The 22,569-nt window shown below is 60.2% G+C and carries 22 protein-coding genes and 4 tRNA genes; 14 read left to right on the forward strand and 12 right to left on the reverse strand.

From position 1 onward, the window contains the following. Positions 1–74: 74 nt before the first annotated feature. From sugE to rdgC, 3 genes are all read right to left on the reverse strand, one after another. Positions 75–389, reverse strand: coding sequence for a quaternary ammonium compound efflux SMR transporter SugE (gene sugE / locus C4J88_RS08840; RefSeq protein WP_124406751.1), 315 nt, complete (start codon positions 387–389; stop codon positions 75–77). A 105-nt stretch (positions 390–494) separates the two neighbouring features. Continuing rightward, positions 495–1,460, reverse strand: coding sequence for a bile acid:sodium symporter family protein (locus C4J88_RS08845; protein WP_124406752.1), 966 nt, complete (start codon positions 1,458–1,460; stop codon positions 495–497). Positions 1,461–1,607: 147 nt separating this feature from the next. Next, entirely contained in the window at positions 1,608–2,528 is a 921-nt protein-coding gene (gene rdgC / locus C4J88_RS08850) for a recombination-associated protein RdgC (protein WP_124357762.1), read from the reverse strand. A gap of 159 nt (positions 2,529–2,687) precedes the next feature. Here rdgC and C4J88_RS08855 point away from each other — a divergent pair. From C4J88_RS08855 to C4J88_RS27660, 10 genes are all read left to right on the forward strand, one after another. Then, a tRNA-Val gene (locus C4J88_RS08855) sits at positions 2,688–2,763 on the forward strand. A gap of 19 nt (positions 2,764–2,782) precedes the next feature. Further along, a tRNA-Asp gene (locus C4J88_RS08860) sits at positions 2,783–2,859 on the forward strand. A gap of 177 nt (positions 2,860–3,036) precedes the next feature. After that, positions 3,037–3,112 (forward strand) — tRNA-Val (locus tag C4J88_RS08865). Positions 3,113–3,131: 19 nt separating this feature from the next. After that, positions 3,132–3,208, forward strand: a tRNA-Asp gene (locus C4J88_RS08870). Between the two features lie 159 nt (positions 3,209–3,367). Then, positions 3,368–4,279 (forward strand): LysR family transcriptional regulator, encoded by a 912-nt coding sequence (locus tag C4J88_RS08875; protein ID WP_124406753.1) that lies wholly within the window; start codon positions 3,368–3,370, stop codon positions 4,277–4,279. 107 nt (positions 4,280–4,386) lie between these two features. Further along, entirely contained in the window at positions 4,387–5,316 is a 930-nt protein-coding gene (locus C4J88_RS08880; RefSeq protein WP_124406754.1) for a hydroxymethylglutaryl-CoA lyase, read from the forward strand. A 25-nt stretch (positions 5,317–5,341) separates the two neighbouring features. Then, positions 5,342–6,532, forward strand: coding sequence for a CaiB/BaiF CoA-transferase family protein (locus C4J88_RS08885; protein ID WP_124406755.1), 1,191 nt, complete (start codon positions 5,342–5,344; stop codon positions 6,530–6,532). A 12-nt stretch (positions 6,533–6,544) separates the two neighbouring features. Then, positions 6,545–7,069 carry a gamma carbonic anhydrase family protein gene (locus tag C4J88_RS08890; protein WP_124406756.1) on the forward strand — a complete coding sequence of 175 codons (525 nt, stop codon included), beginning with the start codon at positions 6,545–6,547 and terminating at the stop codon, positions 7,067–7,069. A 66-nt stretch (positions 7,070–7,135) separates the two neighbouring features. Beyond that, positions 7,136–7,717, forward strand: coding sequence for an MFS transporter (locus tag C4J88_RS27655; RefSeq protein WP_256659102.1), 582 nt, complete (start codon positions 7,136–7,138; stop codon positions 7,715–7,717). Then, positions 7,672–8,451 carry an MFS transporter gene (locus C4J88_RS27660; RefSeq protein ID WP_256659128.1) on the forward strand — a complete coding sequence of 260 codons (780 nt, stop codon included), beginning with the start codon at positions 7,672–7,674 and terminating at the stop codon, positions 8,449–8,451. Before C4J88_RS27655 ends, C4J88_RS27660 begins: the two co-directional genes overlap by 46 nt. A gap of 58 nt (positions 8,452–8,509) precedes the next feature. Here the strand turns inward: C4J88_RS27660 and C4J88_RS08900 are convergent, their stop codons facing one another. From C4J88_RS08900 to C4J88_RS08910, 3 genes are all read right to left on the reverse strand, one after another. Beyond that, complete coding sequence (locus C4J88_RS08900; protein ID WP_256659129.1) at positions 8,510–9,313, reverse strand: GNAT family N-acetyltransferase; 804 nt, start codon at positions 9,311–9,313, stop codon at positions 8,510–8,512. Between the two features lie 76 nt (positions 9,314–9,389). Beyond that, a complete protein-coding gene (locus tag C4J88_RS08905; protein WP_124406758.1) occupies positions 9,390–10,556 on the reverse strand; it encodes a catalase family protein in 1,167 nt (388 codons plus the stop codon). Beyond that, positions 10,553–12,361 carry a di-heme-cytochrome C peroxidase gene (locus C4J88_RS08910; protein WP_124406759.1) on the reverse strand — a complete coding sequence of 603 codons (1,809 nt, stop codon included), beginning with the start codon at positions 12,359–12,361 and terminating at the stop codon, positions 10,553–10,555. The genes C4J88_RS08905 and C4J88_RS08910 overlap by 4 nt, the downstream gene beginning before the upstream one ends. A 245-nt stretch (positions 12,362–12,606) precedes the next feature. On the opposite strand from C4J88_RS08910, the gene C4J88_RS08915 reads away from it, so the two are divergent. The 4 genes from C4J88_RS08915 to C4J88_RS08930 all read left to right on the forward strand — a co-directional run bounded on the left by C4J88_RS08915 (position 12,607) and on the right by C4J88_RS08930 (position 14,950). Further along, positions 12,607–13,347 carry an FKBP-type peptidyl-prolyl cis-trans isomerase gene (locus C4J88_RS08915; RefSeq protein ID WP_124362036.1) on the forward strand — a complete coding sequence of 247 codons (741 nt, stop codon included), beginning with the start codon at positions 12,607–12,609 and terminating at the stop codon, positions 13,345–13,347. Between the two features lie 344 nt (positions 13,348–13,691). Then, a complete protein-coding gene (locus C4J88_RS08920) occupies positions 13,692–14,147 on the forward strand; it encodes a YkvA family protein (RefSeq protein ID WP_124406760.1) in 456 nt (151 codons plus the stop codon). A 96-nt stretch (positions 14,148–14,243) separates the two neighbouring features. Next, positions 14,244–14,582 (forward strand): helix-turn-helix transcriptional regulator, encoded by a 339-nt coding sequence (locus tag C4J88_RS08925; RefSeq protein WP_124370214.1) that lies wholly within the window; start codon positions 14,244–14,246, stop codon positions 14,580–14,582. Further along, the gene (locus tag C4J88_RS08930; protein ID WP_005786715.1) at positions 14,579–14,950 is read left to right on the forward strand and encodes a hypothetical protein; all 372 of its coding nucleotides are present in this window, start codon (positions 14,579–14,581) and stop codon (positions 14,948–14,950) included. Before C4J88_RS08925 ends, C4J88_RS08930 begins: the two co-directional genes overlap by 4 nt. On the opposite strand, the gene C4J88_RS08935 is transcribed toward C4J88_RS08930, so the two are convergent. The 6 genes from C4J88_RS08935 to C4J88_RS08960 form a co-directional block, all read right to left on the reverse strand. Beyond that, positions 14,947–16,710, reverse strand: a complete 1,764-nt coding sequence (locus C4J88_RS08935; protein WP_124406761.1) for a bifunctional diguanylate cyclase/phosphodiesterase — start codon at positions 16,708–16,710, stop codon at positions 14,947–14,949. The two genes, C4J88_RS08930 and C4J88_RS08935, sit on opposite strands and share 4 nt — an antisense overlap. A 118-nt stretch (positions 16,711–16,828) precedes the next feature. Next, positions 16,829–18,910, reverse strand: a complete 2,082-nt coding sequence (locus C4J88_RS08940) for a carboxy terminal-processing peptidase (RefSeq protein WP_177412791.1) — start codon at positions 18,908–18,910, stop codon at positions 16,829–16,831. A 365-nt stretch (positions 18,911–19,275) separates the two neighbouring features. Further along, on the reverse strand, positions 19,276–19,929 hold the full coding sequence (locus C4J88_RS08945) for an HAD family phosphatase (RefSeq protein WP_124406762.1): 654 nt from the start codon (positions 19,927–19,929) through the stop codon (positions 19,276–19,278). A gap of 30 nt (positions 19,930–19,959) precedes the next feature. Beyond that, the gene (locus C4J88_RS08950; RefSeq protein ID WP_124403602.1) at positions 19,960–20,949 is read right to left on the reverse strand and encodes an ABC transporter ATP-binding protein; all 990 of its coding nucleotides are present in this window, start codon (positions 20,947–20,949) and stop codon (positions 19,960–19,962) included. Next, positions 20,946–21,746 (reverse strand): ABC transporter permease, encoded by an 801-nt coding sequence (locus C4J88_RS08955; protein ID WP_124370219.1) that lies wholly within the window; start codon positions 21,744–21,746, stop codon positions 20,946–20,948. The genes C4J88_RS08950 and C4J88_RS08955 overlap by 4 nt, the downstream gene beginning before the upstream one ends. After that, the gene (locus C4J88_RS08960; protein ID WP_164485241.1) at positions 21,733–22,569 is read right to left on the reverse strand and encodes an ABC transporter permease subunit; all 837 of its coding nucleotides are present in this window, start codon (positions 22,567–22,569) and stop codon (positions 21,733–21,735) included. The genes C4J88_RS08955 and C4J88_RS08960 overlap by 14 nt, the downstream gene beginning before the upstream one ends.

The following is a 22,569-nucleotide window of genomic DNA, read 5'->3' on the forward strand; positions in this document are numbered from 1 at the left end:
GCCCCCTCCCACTTTTTGATTTGTGAACGCATTTCAAATGTGGGAGGGGGCTTGCCCCCGATGGCGGTAGTGGCCTAGGTGGAGATCTTGAGGCCAATAAGCCCGCAAATGATCAACGCCACGCTGGCCAACCGAAACAGCGCCATGGATTCCCCAAACAGGATAATCCCCGCGATCACCGTGCCCACGGCACCTACGCCGGTCCATACCGCATAGGCGGTGCCCAGCGGCAGTTCCTTCACGGCCAGCCCCAGCAGGCCAAGGCTGATGGCCATGGCGGCAATGGTCAGTGCGGTGGGCAGGGGCTTGCTGAAACCGTCGGTGTACTTCAGGCCGACAGCCCAGCCGACTTCGAATAACCCGGCAAAAAACAGAATGATCCAGGACATGATGACCTCGCTTCTTCAGGCGGGGTCGTCCCCGGATTCAACGCTCGTTGGCGTCGCGGGGTCGTCCCCGCGAAGCGCTTAGAGTGCCGAACATGCACCCCACGATCAAGTTCGCGGGGTGTTCTCCAGCGCGCGGCGGTCTTCCTTCTCGCTCATGCGGCGAAAATAGGTCGAGAGCAACGCCCCGGAAATATTGTGCCAGACGCTGAACAGCGCACTGGGCACCGCCGCCAGCGGCGAGAAGTGCGCGCTGGCCAGCGCGGCGCCGAGCCCGGAGTTTTGCATACCCACTTCCAGCGCCAGTGACTTGCGTTGGGCCAAGGGCAGCTTGAACAGTCGCCCGGTGAAATAACCGAGCAAATAGCCGAAGCTGTTGTGCAGCATCACCACCGCCATGATCAACAGGCCCGACTCGGCAATCTTCGCCTGGCTGGCGGCAACCACCGCTGCGACGATGATCACGATGCTGACCACCGAGACCAGCGGCAGCACGTCGACCGCATGCCGTACCCGACTCCCCAGCAGCCGCTGCGCGACCACCCCGAGCACGATAGGCAGCAGCACCACTTGCAGGATCGACCAGAACAACTCCATGAACGACACCGGCAGCCAGGCCGAGGCCAGCAACCAGATCAGCGCCGGCGTGAGCAGCGGGGCGAGGAGGGTGGTGACGGCGGCGATGGCTACCGACAGCGCCAGGTCGCCACGGGCCAGCCAAGTCATCACGTTGGATGAAGTGCCGCTTGGGCAGCAGCCGACCAGAATCACCCCGACGGCAATTTCCGGCGGCAGGTGAAAGACCTGGCACAACAGCCACGCCACGCCTGGCATGATCACAAAGTGCGCGACCACGCCCAGGGCGACGCGCCAGGGATGGCGGGCCACCTCAGCGAAGTCTTCAAGTTTCAAGGTCAGGCCCATGCCGAACATCACCAGGCCCAGCAACGGCACAATGGCGCTTTTCAGGCCGATGAACCACGCGGGTTCGAGGAAGGCGAGCACCGCGAACATCAGCACCCAGTAGGCGAAGGTATTGCCGACGAATCGGCTCAGGGCGGCGAGTGCGCGCATGGGTTAGTCCTTGTTATAGAAATTTGTAAATGCGGTCGAATGTGGGAGGGGGCTTGCCCCCGATGGCGGTGGATCAGTCAAAGGTGCTTTGGCTGACACTCTGCCATCGGGAGCAAGCCCCCTCCCACATTTCGCTCTTCACACGGCTTAGATGCCTTGTGGCGTCTCTTCACCGCCCAGGGCTTCGATCAGCGCTGGCAGGAACTCGCCGAAGGTCAGCATCATCAGGGTAAAGCTGGCATCCAGTTGGCCCAGGGCTTCGTCGCCGCCGTCCTGTTCGGCCTGGTCCTGCAGCAGGTCTTCGAACTTCAGGCGCTTGACGGTCATTTTGTCGTCGAGCATGAAGGACAGCTTGTCCTGCCAGGCCAGGGACAATTGGGTCACGACTTTACCGGTGGTCAGGTGCAGCTGGATTTCTTCGCCGGTCAGGTCCTGGCGCTTGCAGCGCACGATGCCGCCGTCTTCGTGGGTGTCGCGCAGTTCGCATTCGTCGAGCACGAAGAAGTCGTCGGCGGGTTTCTGGGTGGTGACCCAGTCGGTCATGATCGCCGTCGGTGCGGTTTTCACGGTCAGTGGGCGAACGGGCAGGGTGCCGATCACTTCGCGCAAGGTAGAAAGCAAGTCTTCGGCGCGTTTCGGGCTGGCCGAGTTCACCAGGATCAGGCCCTGTTTCGGCGCGATGGCGGCGAAGGTCGACGAGCGACGAATAAAGGCGCGCGGCAGGAACGCCTGGATGATTTCATCCTTGATCTGGTCGCGTTCCTTTTTATAGACCTTGCGCATTTGCTCGGCCTCGATTTCCTCGACCTTCTCTTTAACCGCATCGCGCACCACGCTGCCCGGCAGGATGCGTTCTTCCTTGCGTGCGGCAATCAGCAGGAAGTCGCCGCTGACGTGCACCAGGGGCGCGTCTTCACCTTTACCGAAAGGCGCGACGAAACCGTAAGTCGTCAACTCCTGGCTTGCGCACGGGCGCGCCAGTTTGGTGGCCATGGCCGCTTCCAACGCCTCGGCATCAACGGGCAGATCTTGGGTCAGGCGATAGATAAGCAGGTTCTTGAACCACATGGGGTGAGTCTCTCCTCTATACAAAGGGGGGCATTATTCTCTTGATCACGCCCCAGGCCAACCCTGCGTAAGCCATTGGAAGGGCTGAAAAAAAAGATTTAAGAAAGTGCTTGCCAGACCTGGGGGCGCTCCGTAGAATGCGCGCCACACCGAAACGAAGGGTGATTAGCTCAGCTGGGAGAGCATCTGCCTTACAAGCAGAGGGTCGGCGGTTCGATCCCGTCATCACCCACCATTCGCTTCAAGTGTTACGCGCAGCGGTAGTTCAGTCGGTTAGAATACCGGCCTGTCACGCCGGGGGTCGCGGGTTCGAGTCCCGTCCGCTGCGCCATATTCGGTAACCTGGAACGCTGAACGCCAGGTCACCACAAGAAGCCCGCTCATTGAGCGGGCTTTTTATTGTGCGAAATATGGCAAAAAGTCGTGCGGTAAACTTTTTTTAAATAAACTGCATTTAAATCAAGACATTACGATTTTTTGATGTATGATGCGCCCACACCGAAACGAAGGGTGATTAGCTCAGCTGGGAGAGCATCTGCCTTACAAGCAGAGGGTCGGCGGTTCGATCCCGTCATCACCCACCATTCGCTTCATGTGTTACGCGCAGCGGTAGTTCAGTCGGTTAGAATACCGGCCTGTCACGCCGGGGGTCGCGGGTTCGAGTCCCGTCCGCTGCGCCATATTCGGTAACCTGGAACACTGAACGCCAGGTCGCCACAAGAAGCCCGCTCATTGAGCGGGCTTTTTTTCGTCTGCACAATTTCGCTGCAATTGCATCGCCAACCACGGGTTTTAATAAGACGGTTAAGCTGCGTCGTTAGAACAACGGGAGGGGCGTCATGCAGCACCTGGATCACTTATCCTTGCACTTGTTCATTCTGGTCTGTGAAGAGGGCACGATTGCACGCGCCAGCGAGCGGGCATTCATTGCGCCGTCGGCGGTCAGTAAACGTATTTCCGATATTGAGGCGCGGTTTGGTACGCCGCTGCTGAACCGCAGCAAGCGCGGGGTCGAACCGACGCCGGCGGGGTTGGCGCTACTTCGGCACGCTCGGTCCCTGACGCGGGCCATGGAGCGGCTCGATAGCGAGCTTAGCGAATACGCTGAAGGCGCCCGAGGACATGTACGGGTATTGGCAAACATCTCATCAATCATGGAGTTCCTGCCCGAAGAACTGTCGGACTTCATGATCGAGCATCCAAGAATCCAGGCAGACATCGAAGAGCGTTTCAGTCCCGACGTGGTGCGCGGGGTAGCCGAAGGCAATGCCGATTTAGGTATTTGTCGACGATCAATGGCCGTGGGCGATCTGGAATTTCTGCCCTATCGTCGGGATCACCTGGCGGTCGTCGTAGGGGCGAACCATGCCCTGGCCGGTCGTACCCATATTGCGTTCGCAGAGACCCTGGCCTTTGATCACCTGGGGCTGTCGGCTTTCGCCACGTTGAATAACTTCATGCGCAGTGAAGCGACGAAGGAGGGCCATGAGCTGCGGTTTCGCTCCTATGTGTCGTCATTTGACGCAGCTTTTCGGCTGGTGCAATTCGGCTTGGGACTTGCCGTATTCCCCCTGGAAGCAGTGGAGCGGTATGCGCGGTTGTTTGACTTGCGGATTATCCCTCTGACCGACGATTGGGCATTGGGTGAGTTTGTTATCTGTGTCCGTGACCGGGATGCACTTTCGCTGTCGGCCCGGCGATTGCTGGACCATCTGCTTTTGCGAGCGACATCGCTTGCGCCCCGCACCTGACTGTATCCGTCGCCGTTGGCGATGGATCACCGCGTAAATGACGTCTTTTTGCTGACTCCCTGGCTCTCTAATCTGAAGGTGCGCTTCAGCCTGTGAGAGCTTTTTTCATGACAACAATAACAATCAACGAAGTCGGCATGCGTGATGGTTTGCAAAGCCTTCAAGCCACTATGCCGACATCCGCCAAACGACAATGGATTGATGCCGCCTATGCCGCAGGTGTGCGGTACATGGAGGTCGCGTCCTTTGTTCCCGCCAAACTGTTGCCGCAGATGGCCGATGCCAAAGAAGTCGTCGCCCATGCCTTGAGTTTTCCGGATCTGGTTGTAACGGTCCTGGCGCCTAACCTGCGCGGCTGTCGCGACGCGCTAGAATCCGGCGCGCACCGTATCATTGCGCCCGTGTCCGTCAGCGCAGCCCACAGCCTGGCCAATGTGCGCCGTACTCCGTTGGAAATGGTCGAAGAGCTGGCGCGAATGTGCCAACTGCGCACTGAATTTGGTTTGCACAACGTTCAAGTGATTGCCGGCATGTCCGTGGCCTTCGGCTGTACCCGCCAAGGTGATGTGCCATTGAGCGATCTCTGCGCGTTGACCGGGCATGTGCTGCAAGCCGGATGCGATCTTGTGTCCCTGGGAGACACCACGGGCTACGCCAATCCCGGCCAGGTGGCGACCACCTTGCAGGCGGTTCGCGCCATCGCAGGTGACAAGCTCAGGGCCGCGCACTTCCACGACACTCGAGGCCTGGCGCTTGCCAATAGCCTGGTCGCCGTTCAGCAAGGTATCACCGAGCTCGACTCGTCACTGGCCGGGTTGGGCGGTTGTCCGTTCGCACCGGGTGCATCCGGCAATACGGTTACAGAAGACTTGGTGTTCATGCTGCAAAGCATGGGCTACGAGACGGGCATCGACCTGGCAGCCCTGATCGCTTCCCGACATGTGCTCAGCGAAGCACTGCCGCACGAGACGCTCTATGGCTGCATTGCACGAGCTGGCCTGCCACTCAATTACGCATCAGTTGCCGGTCGCGTCTGAACCTGCCAGATCAAGGAGAACCCTAATGTCCAGGCTTCCATTGGACGGCATTCGTGTCGTTGAAATTTCTCACATGGTGATGGGCCCGACCTGCGGAATGATCCTGGGTGACCTCGGTGCCGAGGTGATCAAGATTGAACCGATCCGTGGCGACGGTACACGCCGTCTGCTAGGCGCCGGTGCCGGTTTTTTTCGCACGTTCAACCGCAACAAACAGTGCATCGCCATCGACGTCAACACTCAACAAGGACGAGATGCGGTACTGGAGCTGATCGATACCGCTGACGTATTCATCGAGAACTTCAAGCCCGGCCGCATGAGCGAACTCGGCTTTGGTTACGCGGCGATTCGAGCGCGTAACCCGCGCATTATCTACGCCTCGCACAAAGGCTTTCTCAACGGCCCCTACGACAATCGCCTGGCCCTGGATGAAGTTGTGCAAATGATGGCAGGCCTGGCCTATATGACCGGCCCGGTAGGCAGGCCTCTGCGTGCCGGCAGTTCGGTGAACGACATCATGGGCGGCATGTTCGGTGCTATCGGTGTGCTTGCTGCGCTCAACGATCGTCACGTCACCGGCGTCGGTCGTGAAGTGCAAAGCGCGCTTTACGAAAACTGCGTATTGCTCGCTGCTCAGCATATGCAGCAATACGCCGTGACCGGCCAAGCGGCTGCACCGATGCCAAACCGTATCAGTGCATGGGCCATTTACGATGTATTCGAGTTTGCCAATGGGGAGCAGATGTTCGTCGCCGCCACGGGTGAAGGTCAGTGGACCGCCCTGTGTCAATTGCTCGGCCAGACCGCGTTGCTGGACGACCAGACCCTTGCTACCAACAATGATCGCGTGTTGCAGCGGCCACGTCTGCTGGCTCACTTGGCTGAAGTCTTTGCCGGCATGGACGCTCAAGCGCTGGCCCTGGAACTTGAGGCCAACAGTATTCCGTTTGCTCCGATTCGACGGCCCGAGGAACTGTTCGAGGATCCTCATCTGCTGCACAGCGGTGGCCTGGCAAATCTTGAACTTGAAGACGGATCGTTCACCGCCATGCCACTGCTGCCGTTGTCCCTGGATGGCGAGCGACTGCAACCCCGTCGATCTATCCCACGCATCGGCGAGCACACCCACAACGTCATGCGTGAACTGGGCTACAGCGACGAACACATTGCCGAGCTGTGTGCCGCCGGTGTCCTGAAAACCGACGCTCAGCCTTGAGGAGCAACTGCCATGGCTATTTATCAATACGACACCCTTATTCCTGTCATTCACGTCGAAACTTTCATCGCGCAAGACGCTACCGTCATCGGCAATGTCACGCTGGCGCAGGGCGTCAGTGTCTGGCCGCAGGCTGTTCTGCGGGGTGACAACGAGCCGATTCACATCGGTCAGCACAGCAATGTGCAGGAGGGGGCGGTGCTGCACGCCGACCCGGGATTTGCGCTGACGGTGGGCGAGGGCGTCACTATCGGCCACCAGGCTATGTTGCACGGTTGCACCATCGGCGACGGAGCGCTGATCGGGATTCAGGCTGTTGTGCTCAATGGCGCGGTCATCGGCAGGAATTGCCTGGTCGGCGCCGGGGCGGTTGTCACCGAAGGCAAGGTGTTCCCGGACAACTCACTTATTCTCGGCGCACCTGCCAAAGTCGTGCGCGAACTGACACCTGAAGCAATTGCCGGCATGCATCGAAATGCCGCGGACTATGTCGTCAAAGGTCAGGCTTACAAGGCCAAACTTATTCTGATCGGCTGAACCCACTGAGCAGGGTTCCTCAAGAGCCTTGCCTCTCTCCAATAATTACAACAATGGAGAAACATCATGGTTGCCATGACTGGCGAGATCGCGCTTGCGCGCAACGCAGAAAAAATCAATGAACTGCTGCTCTACCGGCGTGTGGCCTGGCGAATCATGCCGCTGGCCATTATCTGTTTTCTCTTTTCCTATTTTGACCGGATCAACATCAGCTTCGCCAAGACCCAGATGCAGCAAGAATTGGGTTTGTCCGACGCGGCGTACGGCCTGGCCGCGAGCATGTTCTTTTTCGGCTACGTACTATTTGAAGTCCCCAGCAGCCTGGGGCTCAAGCGCTATGGCGCGCCTGCCTGGATCTGCCGGATCATGATCTCCTGGGGGCTGGCAACGGCGGCGTTAATGTTCGCCTACACGCAATACACCCTGTACTTCCTGCGTTTTCTGATCGGCGTCATGGAAGCCGGTTTTGGCCCGGCGATCCTGTTTTACCTGGCGTGCTGGTTTCCCAAGAAGCACCTGGCGAAGATGAATGGCCTCTGGTTCCTCGCTGTCCCTTTGGCAGGCGCGGTCGGGGGCCAGCGGCGGGAATCCTGTTGGGCACGATGGACGGCGTGTTCGGTCTGGCTGGCTGGCACTGGCTGTTCCTGATGTCCGGACTGCCCTGTGTGGTGCTCGGCCTGCTAGTGCTGTGGAAGCTGGACCGAGACATCGAATCGGCCAAATGGTTAAGCCGTAGCGAGAAGGATCTGCTGGCGGCGAACCTGGCGCATGACAAAGTCAACGATAAGCCGGTATTGGGGTCCTTGTGGCGTGTGTTGCTGACCCGGGAAGTCGCGATCATGGCGTTCATCTACTTTGTGATCAAGACAGCTTCTTATGGCCTCAACTTCTGGATGCCGCACCTGATCAAGTCGTCCGGTGTACAGAGTCTATTCTGGATAGGGATGCTTTCGGCGCTGCCTTACATCGTGGCCTGTATCGGCATGATATGGCTGACCCGGCGTTCCGATCGTACGGGTGAGCGCAAGACTTACCTTGTTCTGTGCCTGTTGGCGGCAGCCGTCGGCTATCTGTTGGCTTGCCTGTTCTCGGATTCATCCTGGGCCATGATGGCAGCGCTCGTACTCGCTACTGCGGGTACCTTTATTGCGATCCCGATTTTCTGGACCATCCCGCAATCGACCTTTTCGGGACTGGCGATCGCCACGGGGACTGCGGCGATCAACTCCATCGGTCAACTGAGCGGTATGGTTGCCCCGGTGATGGTGGGGAAAATCAACGATCTGTCCGGCTCTACCTACATGGGCATGCTCTCCATCGCACCGCTGATTCTGGTCGCTGGTTTTGTGGTCCTGCGCTACGTCAAGAATCCCGGGGCCTGACCCCGTTATGCAATCCTGCAGGGATAATCCGCTGAATCCGCCCGGCAGGCTTTGTGCTTCAGCCGATCGCTTGGGTCACCAGCGCGAACTCGGTGACCCCGGCGCTTGATCGGGGCGGCACGCCGCGCACCATCCGTGGCGAGTTATCCACGCAGGGCAGCCCCAGGTTTTCCAGCCAGTCGGCCAACCCGCATGCGGTGGGAATATCCAAACGCACGAACGCACCCGGGATCAACCGAAGAAGGTGAGTGATCAAGTGTCGGGCCTGCTCCGGGTGTTGCGCGACGACGGGGCCAATGAGGTGGCCGCGACCAAACTGGCGGAGCAGGGCGCACCCTTGCAGGTGCCCCTCTACTTCGACGCCCACCACGTGCTCGGCCGTCGGCAGCAGGTCGTTGAGTACACCGGTGCGGTCCAGGCCGCTGGCGGCATTGGCCAGTTCGATTACCTTGGGGTAGTCGGCCCGGTTCAGTACGCGACACTGCGCGTGGCGGGTCTCGGGTAGGGGCTCCGGCGTCTGCGGCACGCCCTGATGTTGCTGAATCCGCGCAAATTCAACGAATCCCATGCTGGCGTACAGCGGCGCGCCTGACTCGGTGGCATTGAGGATCGGCGTGCGCGGGCCCACGCTGTCCAGGCACAGATTCATCAAGCGACGCCCGATGCCTTTGCGCTGGTGCTGATGACTGACGATCACCAGGCCGATGGACGAATAAGCCCCCTGATGGCAGGCGAATGCGACGCCTGCCAAGACACCGTCCTGTTCGGCGACGAAGCCTTCGGATGTGCGCTGCACCATCGCCCAGTCTTCCTCGCGATGCGGCCATTTGAGGTGCACGGACAGTGCATGGGCGGCGGGCATGTCGGCGGCGGTTGCCGGGCGATACAGGTAAGCGCAATTCACATCGGTTTCCTCTGCTGGCAAGCAGGCACCGAGCCTACGGTGCGTTGCGGCTGTGGCGGTAATCGCTGACGGCTTCATACACCGCCTTGCGCAGGCGGTTGATGCCGCCGATGGGGCGGTGTTCTTCCACGCCGAACCAGGGGTTGAATGACTGGTTGTCACAGGCGAGATTCAGCGCGGGCGTGTCGAAGTCCTGCGCGGGAATCCGCACCTTGGCCACGGTTTCAAAAGGGGCGTCGCTTTCCTTCCATTCGATACTGGTGTCTTCAATGGGCATGAATGTCTGCGGGTTCTGTCGCTGGATCTGCAACACGAAGCACGCCGGTACGCGGTCGATGGAGAGCTGCTGGTTCAAGGCGCTGCGCAGGAAGTTCGGCAGGTCCAGGTTCTGTTTGGGCAACGTATATTCCGGGCAGCTTTGCGGGTCGGGGGCGACGCGGAACTTGGCGTTGGCCGCACCGAACTTGTAAGGCGAAACCGAAAAGTAGGTGGTCTGCGTCGGGCTGGCCGGGGCGGGGGCGAGGGTTGCCAGGGCGATGAACAGGTGGCGTATCTGCCAGGTGCGTGGGTCGGCCTTGGGGAAGAACGCCAGCACTTTCTTGCCATCCGCCTGGGCCCCGATGTTCTGCGCATATTCGGCCACATCGCTGACAAAGAAGTTCGGGTGGCTGAACATCACGAAGTCCTGTTCCGTGCGCGCTTGCTGGTCGGCCATCAGCTGTTTGCCCGGTACATCCAGCAGCTTGAGGGCCATGCCGCGGGCATCGCGGATGCTGTCGAATTGCGGGTAGGCATTGCCGTTGGACAAGCGCATCGTCGCCTGCCAGGTTTTGCCCGGCTCGGCGAATACACCCTGGCGCAAGGCCGGGTCGAGGTCGGCCGGCACGCTGACTTCGGCTTTCACACAGCCATGCGCCTTGGCATGGGCATCGCGCAGGTAGCGCGTGCCTTCGCGGTGCTGGTCGACGATGCGTACCGCCGTCTGAATGATGCCCTGGGTCATGGCGGCCTCGCCGGGCGGAATCTGCTCATTTGGCGACACCGGGCCGCTGTGTTGCCAGGCGTACCAGGCGCTGGCGCCGAGCCAACCGAGCAGGCCAAGACCCACCAGCCACAGCAAGGTTTTACCGAGAAACCCGCCGAGACGCAGCCAGAGGCGGGCGAGCAGGGAAGGTCGGTCATAGCGGGATCGAGTCATCATGGCAGTTGTTGCTCCAGCGGGCCGCCCAGCACTTTGAGGTATTCCAGCAGCGCCCAGCGTTCTTCGGGGAGCAAGCCCCGGCCGATCACGCCGTTGCCACGCTGGCCGGCACGGAATTCGTGGCCGCTGTTGTGGTTGCCGGTGATTTTGGTATCGAACAGGAAGGCGTTCTTGAAGGCAGTGGTTTCAAAGCCCAGGTGACGCGGGTCGTAGTTGAACGTGCCTTTATAGAAGGTGCTGCTGCGTTCATCCTGGGGTGAAAGCAACTGGTAAATCGTCGGCACGGAACCGTTGTGCAGGAACGGCGGGGTGGCCCACACGCCCGCTAGCGGCCGGGCTTTGTAAGCACGTAATTCGCGCACCCCGATGGGCAGGTCAAACCCATCCAGGCCGGGGCGTTCGGCGGGAGTCACGCCTGCGGCGCGGTAGGCGTGTTCTTCAACGAACGCGGTGACATATGCCAGGCCCTGGGCCACGGACATTCGTTTCGGGTCCAGTGGCGTGGTTGGTGTGGGGTGCAGCTGCACATTGAGCGTGGCCAGTTCCGCTGGATCCCATTGCAGGGCGCTGAGGTCGTAGCGCTGGTCGGCAATGTTGTTGGCGGTGTTGGGGTCGGTGCCGATGTAGTCCACCGCCAACATCTTCAATTGTTGCACCGGACGACCTTTGTCCGCGATGACGCTGGGCACGTGGCAACCGGCGCAGTTTTCCGCGAACAGTGCGCGGCCTCGAGCGGCGAGCGGTTTGTCGATGGCGCCGAACAGCTCTTGCGGCCAGGTGGGCGGCTTGAGGCGCTGCAAGGTTTCTTCGATCAGGTTCAGATCACGCACGCGTACGCTGGACGGGTAGCGCGCGTCGCCCTGCAAAGGCTGGCCGGCAGCGTCGAAGAAGTCCAGGGTCGCGCCGACGCCGAGGGCTTCACCGATATTGCGTGCCATGGGTTGCTGGGCCGAACCGTTCCATTGCACCCAGTCGAAGGTCCAGATATCCCACAGCTGCGGGTAGTCCACCGGGGCGTTGGCGATGCGGTAGTTCTGCGGCGAAATGGCATCGCCGAAGCTGGCATTGGCGATGCGGCCGAAGGCGTCGGTGCGCCCCGGCCCTTCTTCGGTGGGGTAGAGGCCCCGGTGGGTATCGTTCCAGGCGACCTTAATGAATGTGTCCAACGACTGTTTGAAGTCCCGGCGCAGTTGGCTGTGCTCGGCTTCGTAGCGGTCGCCCAGGACCTGGCGGGCGAAGCGCTCGAACTTCCACGGGTTGTAATAAGTTGCCGCAAGGCTCGCGACCAGGGCTTGGCCGAAACTGCCGCCGCGCAAGGTCGGCACGCTTGACGGCAGCACATGCTGGGCTGAGCCGCCGTCGATGCGCAGGGCCTGGCCCTTGAAGTGCAACTCACCGGTGTGGCAGGCGGCGCAGGTGATATCCAGGTATTCAACGTCGCTGCCGGCATTTTTATGCCGGGCGAAACCTACAGGCAGGTTGCCGGGGTTTTGCGTGGTGGGCACTTGCTTGGGGTCGACCAGGAAACCGAAACGGGCCAGGTACTCAGGCGTGGCAAAACGGCGCTCGGAAAACGGCAGCTCCAGGGCGCTGAACCAGTCGTAGTGCAGGCCTTTGACCTGGGTGCCCTGGGGTGTGAAGTAATAGGTCTGGCGGTCGGCGGCGCTCCATTGATCCTGGTAGTGCACCTGCTCCACGGGCACGTAATCCGGCAGCTTGGGGTTGACGATGTAGTAGAGCACCACGGCCAGAATCAGGCCCAGGGCGATGAGGATCACGAGGAAAACACGGGAAAAAATGCGCAAGTTAACTATCCTTGTCGAGTTATCACGTTGTTATGCCACTACGCCAAGGGTGCGGCAAGTGGCCATGAGCCTGGTAGTGGCCGTCCCACGATCCGTCGCGGGCCTTCATCATGGATGAAATGCTTTTAAACACGTGAACTTATCAGACGTTTCCTGCTCACATGCCGGTAGCCATTGGTCGTGGCCGCCTGATAAGCTCGCGACTTTATTCGAATGCCCTTTTGGCGCATGAACAAGGAAATAGCATGAAACAGCATCGGTTGGCGGCGGCGGTGGCCCTGGTTAGCCTGGTACTTGCGGGTTGTGATTCGCAGACCAGCGTAGAGCTGAAAACCCCGGCGCAAAAAGCTTCCTACGGCATCGGCCTGAACATGGGCAAAAGCCTTGCCCAGGAAGGCATGGATGACCTGGACTCCAAAGCGGTAGCCCAAGGCATTGAAGATGCGGTCGGCAAGAAAGAGCAGAAGCTCAAGGACGACGAACTGGTTGAAGCCTTTGCCGCGCTGCAAAAGCGCGCTGAAGAACGCATGACCAAAATGAGCGAAGAGTCGGCGGCAGCCGGCAAGAAATTCCTCGAAGACAACGCCAAGAAAGACGGCGTCGTCACCACCGCTTCCGGTCTGCAGTACAAGATCGTCAAGAAAGCCGACGGCGCCCAGCCCAAGCCGACCGACGTGGTGACTGTTCACTACACCGGCAAGCTCACCAACGGCACCACCTTTGACAGCTCCGTAGACCGTGGCAGCCCGATTGACCTGCCGGTCAGCGGTGTGATCCCAGGTTGGGTCGAAGGCCTGCAACTGATGCACGTAGGCGAGAAGGTCGAGCTGTACATCCCGTCCGACCTGGCTTACGGCGCCCAGAGCCCGAGCCCGACGATTCCAGCCAACTCCGTGCTGGTATTCGACCTGGAGCTGCTGGCCATCAAGGACCCAGCCAAGGCTGACGCCGCTGCCGCACCTGCTGCACCTGCCGCCAAGAAGTAATCGGCACTTGAACAGACAACGCCCCGTTTCGACGGGGCGTTGTCGTTTATGGGGTTTGAGGCGCTGCAAAGCCCCTGTGAGGCTCGCCAGATGCCGCAACGCCCGGGCAAATCCAAACGAACGTCCGCAACCTGAAGCAGTCTGATATAAAACTCGAGCACGGGTAGCCGCACACGCCTGCCAAGTCAATGAAATCTTGGGTTTTTTTGATGTGCGCAAAAAACGCCCGATCTGACTGCAAGCCTTGTAGTCCGTGGCTTTCAGCCAGGAAAAAAGGCTCTGTTCACAAGGTTATCCACAATTTGTGTGGATAACCTTTCTGTCGTATGGAACTGGAGTGACCCATGAAACCACCCTTCAATTTCACCCGCTTCCTGCCCATGGCCGCACGTCTGCTCGGGCGTGGCCGTTTGCCAACGCTGCTGTTCGCGGTCGCTGCCAAGGGCTCAAGCCAGGGCAATCGCGTGGGCCAGCTCAAGGATGATCTCAAGTTGCTCCAGGCCCTGTGCCTGGCCTACTGGCGCGGCGAATATCGGGCGATCAGCCCCAAGGCGTTGATCTCGGTGGTGGCGGGGCTGATGTACTTCCTCAGTCCGATTGACGCGATCCCGGACTTTATCCCCATGTTCGGCATGCTCGACGACATCGCCGTGCTGGCATGGGTCATGAAGACCCTGAGCGGCGAGCTGAGCGCGTTTCGTGCCTGGCGTGACGCGCAGCGCCCGGAAAAGCTGGCCGTGGTCGAGCGCCTGCCCGCCACACCCGAGCTGCTCGCCCGGGAAAATCCGCAAAAAAACTAATGCTATTGACTATCCTCTGCGACCTCTGTGGCTGTTAGGATTACACTTCTAAGGAAAGAACTTACTTAGTAAGTGTTTTTATCCTACGGGGCAGTCATGGATATCCAGATCATTTCACGCAATGGCGAACCCGAATATGCGGTGTTGCCATGGGACCAGTACCAGGCGCTGCTAAAAGCGGCCGGTCAGCAACCCCCCACATTCGCTCCTTCCCCTGCCGCACCCACTGTCACCGACCAGGACCTGCGCCCGCTCGCAGCCCTGCGCGGCCTGCGTGAAGCCAAGGGCCTGGCCATCGAAACCCTGGCGCGCACGGTGGGTATCAGCCCCTCGTACCTGGGTTTGATTGAAACGGGTGAACGCCAGCCGGATGCCGCCATTCGCCGCAGCCTGGCCTGGGAATTGGGCGTTGCAGGTTGGAGGGAAGAATCGTGAGCCTACGTATCAGCCGTCAACATTGGGATGGGTTACTCAACGAACTGGACCAGGCACGCCGCCAGCGCCATCTGCTGACCTATCGTGCGCTGCTCGAGCGCCTGCAGTTCCCGACGCCGGCGATGCAGACCCTGGCCGCCGCCCTGGAGCACCTGGCGGCGCTGGACGCCAAGGCCGAGCAGCCGCTGCGCAGCTCGCTGGTGATCAGCCAGGGCGCCAGCCGCTTGCCGCGTACGGGGTTCTTTGAGTGTGTGGAGCGCCTGGGACGTTTCAGCGGGCCCTCCGACGGTGTGGCCGCCGCCTCCTGGCACGCTTCGGAGGTGGTGCGGGTGTTCGAGTACGAGTACCCGGAATCCGCCGAGGCCTAGGCGGGCAGCAGGTCCAGGCTGTCGATCACATGGATGCTGTAGCCGGCCACTGCTTTGGCATGGTGCTTGGCCTGCGACGCCAGTTCCGCCAACTGGCTGGCATCGAGTTGCGCACAGGCCTGTGGATACAAATGCACCACGCCAATCGACAGTGAAAGCAACGCGAACTCCTGGCGTACGCCCTGGCGGTTGAGTGCGACGAAGCAGCCGGCGTCGAGGTGCTCGGCGCGGTAGAAGCGCCGGCATTGGGTGTGAAAGTCATCCAGCAGTTGATTGAGGCGTTTGCGCCAGTCCTGTGGGCCCAGCACCAGTAAAAAGTCATCGCCACCGATATGCCCGACAAAGTCGCGGCTGGGGTCGACCCGGTCGTTCAGGCACTGCGCCAGGCACAACAGCACCTCATCCCCGCGCCCATAACCATAGATATCGTTGAATGGCTTGAAGCTGTCGATGTCCACGTAGCAGATCACCGATTCACGCTGCTGCTGCAGCAGACGCGTCAAGCACTGCTGGATCGGCACGTTGCCCGGTAACAGGGTGAGCGGGTTGGCGTAACGCGCCTGCTGGATTTTCAGCTCGGTGATCAGCTTGAGCACATCGATGACCCGGCCCAGCCCCAGATAATCACCGTTCAAGGTAATGATGAAATCTTCTTCAATGCGTTGCCGCGCGCGGCTGGTCAGCAAGCGGCTGACCTGCTGCAGGGACTGGCTCAACTCCACGGCCAGGAAGTCGTCGCTCATCAGGCGACTGATCGGTTTGCGGGCGAACAGGTCGGTAGCGAAGGGTTTGAGCAGCGCGTCCGACAGCGAGTGTCGATGCACAATGCCGACCGGGTGGCCGCGGCTATCGAGCACCGCCAGTGAATTGAGATTGGCCTGGCGGCGGAAGGATTCGAGCACCTGGGCGGTTGCGGTGTTTTGGTCCACCGCCGGCTGTTCATTGAGCAGGGCACTCAGGTCACTGCCTTCTTCACTGAGGGCGATATTGGCGTTATCCGGCTTGGGCAGCATCAAGCGTGCTTCTTGCGGCGGCTGTTCCTGGGGCCGGCAAAGCAGGTAGCCCTGGACCAGATCGACGCCCATGTCGGTCAACACCGCCAACTCTTCCGGCAATTCGATCCCTTCGGCGATCACTTGGGCGCGGGACGCCTTGGCGATCTGCATGATCGAACCGACGAATTCGCGCTTGAGGGCGTCCTGGTGAATGCCGTCGATAAAGTGCCGATCGATCTTCACATAATCCGGGCGCAGCTCCGACCACAACCGCAGGCTGGAGTAACCGGCGCCCAGGTCATCCAGAGCGATGGCAAAGCCCATGCCGCGATAATGATGCAACGCGGTCTGCAACAGCTGGAAATCATCGGTGGGGGTTTGTTCGGTGAGTTCGATCACCACCTGGCTGGGGGCAATCCCGAAATCGCGCAACAGCTGCAGCGTGCGTCCCGGTTGGTGCGCCGTCTCCATCAGGGATTCCGGCGAGATATTGAGAAACAGCTTGCCCGGCAGCTTTTGCTCGCTGAAGCGGCGGCAGGCGCTCGCACGGCAGGCCATTTCCAGTTCGCTCAGGCGCCCGGCATGGCTGGCAATGGAGAACAGCGCGACGGGGGAGTGCAGCGGGCTGTTGGACGGGCCGCGACTGAGGGCCTCATAGCCGAGAACGCGTCGTTCAGACAAGCAGATGATGGGTTGGAACAGGCTGTGCAAACTGCCTTGAGCCAGGATAGAGCCCAGTGCATCCAGCTGTTCGGTCATGGTCATGGCGATCTCGAGCGAAAAAAAAGGACCGCAGGCTTGAAGCCTGCGGTCTTTTATTTCACGACAGAATGATGTCTATATGATGACACTCCGAGGAGCGGTCACATTAAATTGCCATCATTTACTGCTTGGCCACCTGCTTGGTGATTTTCAGGTAGTCCAGCAGGATGCGACCGGTCTCGGCCAGATAGGCGTCGTCTTCCGGCTTGGTTTTATCTGCCTCGGTGGGCAGCGCATCTTCATCTTCTTTCTTCAGCTCTTTGAGCGGCTCTTCGCCCTTGGCCTTGCGGCGCACGTTTTCCAGGACAAGCTGTTGATTTTCAATGTCGGCGTGCTGCTTGCGACGATCCGCTTCGTTGAGGCTGACGGTTTTCTCTTCCATCAACTTCTTGGCCAGGGCCAGCTTGTCGCGGATGAAGACGAACTCTGCATCCTTGGCGGAGCGCGTGTCGTGGTCAGCTTTGAGCTGGGTCAGGAACGGTTTGAACGGGTCCGACGCCGGCTTGATCGCAGGACGGATGGTGTCCCACGGCATGGCTTCGGGCAGGGCGCTCTCGCCGATTTCCTTGGTGTCGATGATCGACGGGAAGTCGATGTCCGGCAGTACACCCTGATGCTGGGTGCTCTGCCCGGAAACCCGGTAGAACTTGGCCAGCGTCAGTTTGAGCTCGCCATGGTTCAGCGGCTGGATGGTCTGCACGGTGCCTTTGCCGAAGGTCTGGCCACCGATGATCAGCGCTCGGTGGTAGTCCTGCATGGCGCCGGCGAAAATCTCCGAAGCCGAGGCCGAGAGACGGTTGACCAGCAATGCCATCGGCCCTTTGTAGAAGGCGCCCGGGTTTTCGTCTTCCAGCACGTCGACACGGCCGTCAGCGTTGCGCACCAACACGGTCGGGCCCTTGTCGATGAACAGGCTGGTCAGCTCGGTGGCTTCCTGCAGGGAACCGCCGCCGTTGTTGCGCAGGTCGATGACCACGCCGTCGACTTTTTCCTTCTGCAGTTCCGTCAGGATTTTCTTCACGTCGCGTGTGGTGGACTTGTAGTCCGGGTCACCGGCGCGGAAGGCCTTGAAGTCCAGGTAGAAGGCCGGGATTTCAATCACACCCAGCTTGTAGTCCTTGCCATCCTGCTTGAGGCTGAGGACTTTCTTCTGCACGGCCTGGTCTTCGAGTTTCACCGCTTCACGGGTGATCGACACGATCTTGCTGGTCTGGTCGTTCGGTGCATTGGTGTGCGGAATCACTTCCAGGCGCACCACGCTGCCTTTGGGCCCGCGGATCAGCTTGACCACTTCGTCCAGGCGCCAGCCGACCACATCGACCATCTCTTTGTCGGCCTGGGCCACACCGATGATCTTGTCGGCCGGGGCGACCTGCTTGGTCTTGTCCGCCGGACCCGCCGGTACCAGGCGCACGATCTTGACTTGGTCATTGTCGCTTTGCAGGACGGCACCGATGCCTTCCAGGGACAGACTCATGTTGATATCAAAATTTTCCGCGTTATCTGGCGACAGATAATTGGTGTGCGGGTCGTAGGACATCGCGAAAGTGTTGATGTAAGCCTGGAAGATGTCTTCGGCACGGGTCTGGTCCAGGCGCGCCAGTTGATTCTTGTAGCGCTTGGTCAACAGTTCCTGGATGGCCTTGGGCTCTTTGCCGGCGATCTTCAGGCGCAGCACCTCGTCCTTGACGCGTTTGCGCCACAGGTCGTCGAGTGCGGCGGTGCTGGTCAGCCAAGGGGCGTCCTTGCGGTCCACCAGAAGGGTTTCCTTCTCGGTGAAGTCGAGCTTGTCGATGCCTTTGTTCAACTCACCCAAAGCGAAGTCCAGACGCGCTTTGACACGGTCCAGGTAACGCTTGTAGATGGTGAAACCTGGCTGCAGGTCGCCGCTCTTGAGGAAATCGTCGAACTGGGTCTTCCATTTGTCGAACTCAGTGATATCACTGGCCAGGAAGTAGCTGCGCGACGGATCCAGCAGCTTGAGGTAGCTGTCGTAGATGATCACCGAGCGCGCGTCATCCAGCGGCGGCTTGCTGTAGTGATGGCGCTTGAGCAACTCGACGACGTTAAGGCTGGCAATCACCTCATCGCGATCAGGCTGAAGGTTGTCCCAGCTATTGGCTGCGAACGTATTGGTCGACATCGACGCGAAGCCGAGACCAATGAAAAGAGCGAGGGCGGTGCTGGGGAACAGATGCTTCATGCTGATTCGACGCGGGGGCAATTGATAACGCATATTAGGCCGTCTTTGAGGGAGCCGGTTCCATATGGTCCGGTCGCATAATGCAAAAAGCCCGGCGCTACTGCTACGGGCTCAGTCCGGACTCACTATGGAGGCACTGTGAAAGCATTGCAAGGCGTTGAGGGTGATGTCGAGCGGTGGAATAGCTCGCTCCTACGTGCGATGTAGGCCAAGTTCGCATTTGTGAGGTGGTAGCGAACTCTCATCGCGCTGAATTTCAGAGTGGGAGGGGGCTTGCTCCCGATGGCGGTGTGTCAGTGAAGAATGTTTCATCTGATACACCGCCATCGGGAGCAAGCCCCCTCCCACATGGGATCCCGGTTGGTTCAGACCCAGTGGTGGATCGGCCAGCCGGCGTTTTCTGCGTGTTCGCGCAGTACCGGGTCCGGGTTGACCACCTGCGGATGGTCCACGTTGAGCAATAACGGCAGGTCATTGCGCGAATCCGAATAGAAATACGCGCCCTCCAGGTTTTCACCTTCCTGCTCCAACCATGCCAGCAGCCGTGTGATCTTGCCTTCGCGGTAAGTCAGTACGCCTACCGTACCGCCGCTGTACACGCCATGGCTGACATCCAGCTCGATGCCGAGCACTTCGTCGATACCGATGCGCGCCGCAATCGGTGTGACCAGGTGCGTACCCGAGGCGGAAATCACCAGGATCCGGTCGCCATTGGCGCGGTGCCGGGCGATGGTCTTGGTCGCGTCGCTGTAGATCAGCGGCTCGATCACGTCCTCGACCCAGGGCTCCACCAGGTGTTCGATTTCTTCCGGGGTGCGGCCGATCATCGGCTCCAGGCTGAAATCCATGAAGTCTTCCATGCGCAACTCGCCCCGGCTGTAGGCTGCCATCAGTTCGTCGTTCCTGCGCATGAAGGATTCCGGGTCGACCCAGCCCAGGCGGCCCATCTGTGCGCTCCATAACGTGGCGCAGTCGCCGTGGATCAGGGTGTCGTCCAGATCAAAAATTACCAATGCCATCCGTCTGCTCTCTCAGTCAATCGTCGCCCGTCAGGCTACTTCACACAGGGCGCTGGGGTCGATGGAAAGTGCCAGGCGCTGGCCGTCCGGATGCAGATCATCGGCGCTGCGGTTGAGCACATCCACTACCAACTCCACGCCACGCGCTTCGATACGGTAGCGAATCACGTTGCCCAACAGGCTGTGGCTGCGCACCAGCGCATCGAGTTCGCCGCTGCGGCTCAGTTCGATGGCTTCGGGGCGGATCGCGATGCGCCCGCTGATTGGACGTTGCAGCAGTTGGCTGGCCTTGTCGGCATCCAATAGGTTGTAGTTGCCGATAAAACCGGCGGCGAAGACATCCACCGGCGCGGTGTAGAGGGTCTCGGCATCGCCGCTCTGCACGATCTTGCCCTGGTTCATCAGGAAGATGCGGTCCGACATGGTCAGGGCTTCTTCCTGGTCGTGGGTGACGAAGATGGTGGTCAGCCCCAATTCGCGCTGGATCTGGCGGATCTGCTCGCGCAGGTGTTTGCGAATCCGGGCATCCAGCGCCGACAGCGGTTCATCCAGCAGCAACAGGCGCGGGCGGGTCACCAGGGAACGGGCGAGGGCGACGCGCTGGCATTGGCCGCCGGACATCTGATGCGGGTAACGGCCGGCGAGGTCTTTGAGTTCCACCAATTGCAGGACGTCCTGCACCCGCTTGTGGCTGTCATCGGCATTGACCTTCTGCATGCGCAGGCCGAAGGCAACGTTCTGCTCCACGGTCATGTTGGGGAACAGCGCATAGCTCTGGAACACCATGCCGATGTGGCGTTTCTGCGGGCTCAGCGGAACGATGTCCTGGCCGTCCAGCAGGATTTTCCCACTGTCCACCGAGGTCAGCCCGGCGATGCAGCGCAGCAGGGTCGACTTGCCGCAACCGGACGGGCCGAGCAGGGTGACGAACTCGCCCTTGGCGATTTCGCAGTTGATATCACTGAATACCGGCGTGCCGGCGTAGCCTTTTTGCAGATGTTGGACGCTGACGAAGCTCATTGGCTTTTGTCCTTGTTCAAGATATTGGCGGCCCAGGTCAGCACCAGCACAAAGAAGAAGTAGGAGATCACGACGGCGCTGGTGAAGTGGCCGCTGCTGTTGCGCATGTTGTTCAGGTACACCTGCAGGGTTTCATAGCGGGTGCCGACCAGGATGTTGGCGAACACGAACTCACCGAACAGGAAGGAGAACGACAGCAGCAGCGCCACCATCAGGCCTTTGCGCAGATTGGGCAGGACCACGAAGATCGCGGCTTGCCAGGTGCTGGCGCCGAGCAGTTGCGACGCGTCCATCAAGTCGCGCAGGTTGATGGCCTGCAGGTTATTGGTGATCGCGCGGTACATGAACGGCAGCGCCACGGTGAAGTAGCAGCCAATCAGAATCCACGGCGTGCCCACCATCGCCAAGGGGCCGGAACCGTACAACTGCAGCAGGCCCACTGACGACACCACCGGTGGCACGGCGAACGGCAGCAGGATCAGGATGTTCATCAGCGCATCCAGCTTGGGGAAGTGGTAATGCACCACGAACAGCAGCGGCAGGATCAACACCACCGAGAGCACCAGCGCGCCCACGCACACCAGCAACGATTGCGCGAAAGCCATCAGGAAGCGCGGGTCGCTCCATAGCTGCGTGTACCATTTCAGGCTGAAACCGGCGGGCAGGATGGTGGCCGACCAACTGCTGGAGATGGAATAGACAAAGGTGCCCACCAGCGGCAGTACCAGGATCAGGAACAGTATGTACACCACCACCCGGTGGTAGAGCGACGCCGGGCCGGCTTCAGCGCGAGACATGGTAGCTCCTCTTGAGCAGCAGTTGATGGACCACCGTAACCACGGTCATCAGTGCCACCAGTACCACGGCCAGGGCACTGGCCAGGTTCGGGTCCAGCGACACGTCGCCGGAAACCAGCCCCGCGATGCGGATCGGCAGCACGTTGAAGTTGCCGGTGGTGAGGGCGTACACCGTGGCGTAGGCACCCAGGGCGTTGGCCAGCAGAATCACGAAGGTGCCGAGCAGCGCGGGCGTCAGGACCGGCAAGCCGATATGCCGCCAGAAGTGCCAGCCATTGGCGCCGAGCAGGGCGGCCGACTCACGCCAGTCTTCGCGCAACGCGTCGAAGGCCGGGTACAGCAGCAGCACGCCGAGGGGAATCTGGAAATACGTATAAAGAATGATCAAGCCGGTTTTCGAGTACAGGTTGAAGTCCTCAATGATCCCCGCCTGCTTGAGCATGATGGTGATGCTGCCGTTGAACCCCAGCAGGATGATGAACGCGAAGGCCAGGGGCACGCCGGCAAAGTTGCTGGTCATGTTGGCGAAGGCGGTGACGAAGTTGCGCAGCGGCGAATCGACCCGGCGCAGGGAGTAACTGCCCAGCGTGGCGATGATGATGCCGAAGACGCTGGAGTAGAAACTGATCTCGAGGCTGAACTGGATCGCTTGCAGGTAGAACTTCGAGCTGAAGATGCGCGTGAAGTTTTCCAGGCTCCAACCGCTGTCTTCGGTTTGCAGGCTGTTGATCAGCACCCAGGCCAACGGCGCGATTTCGAACACGATAAAGAACAGCGCGAAGGGCACCAGGCACAGCAAGGCCAGCCATTTGCCGCGATTCAT

It is taken from the genome of Pseudomonas sp. R4-39-08 (assembly GCF_003852275.1).
Lineage (GTDB): Bacteria > Pseudomonadota > Gammaproteobacteria > Pseudomonadales > Pseudomonadaceae > Aquipseudomonas.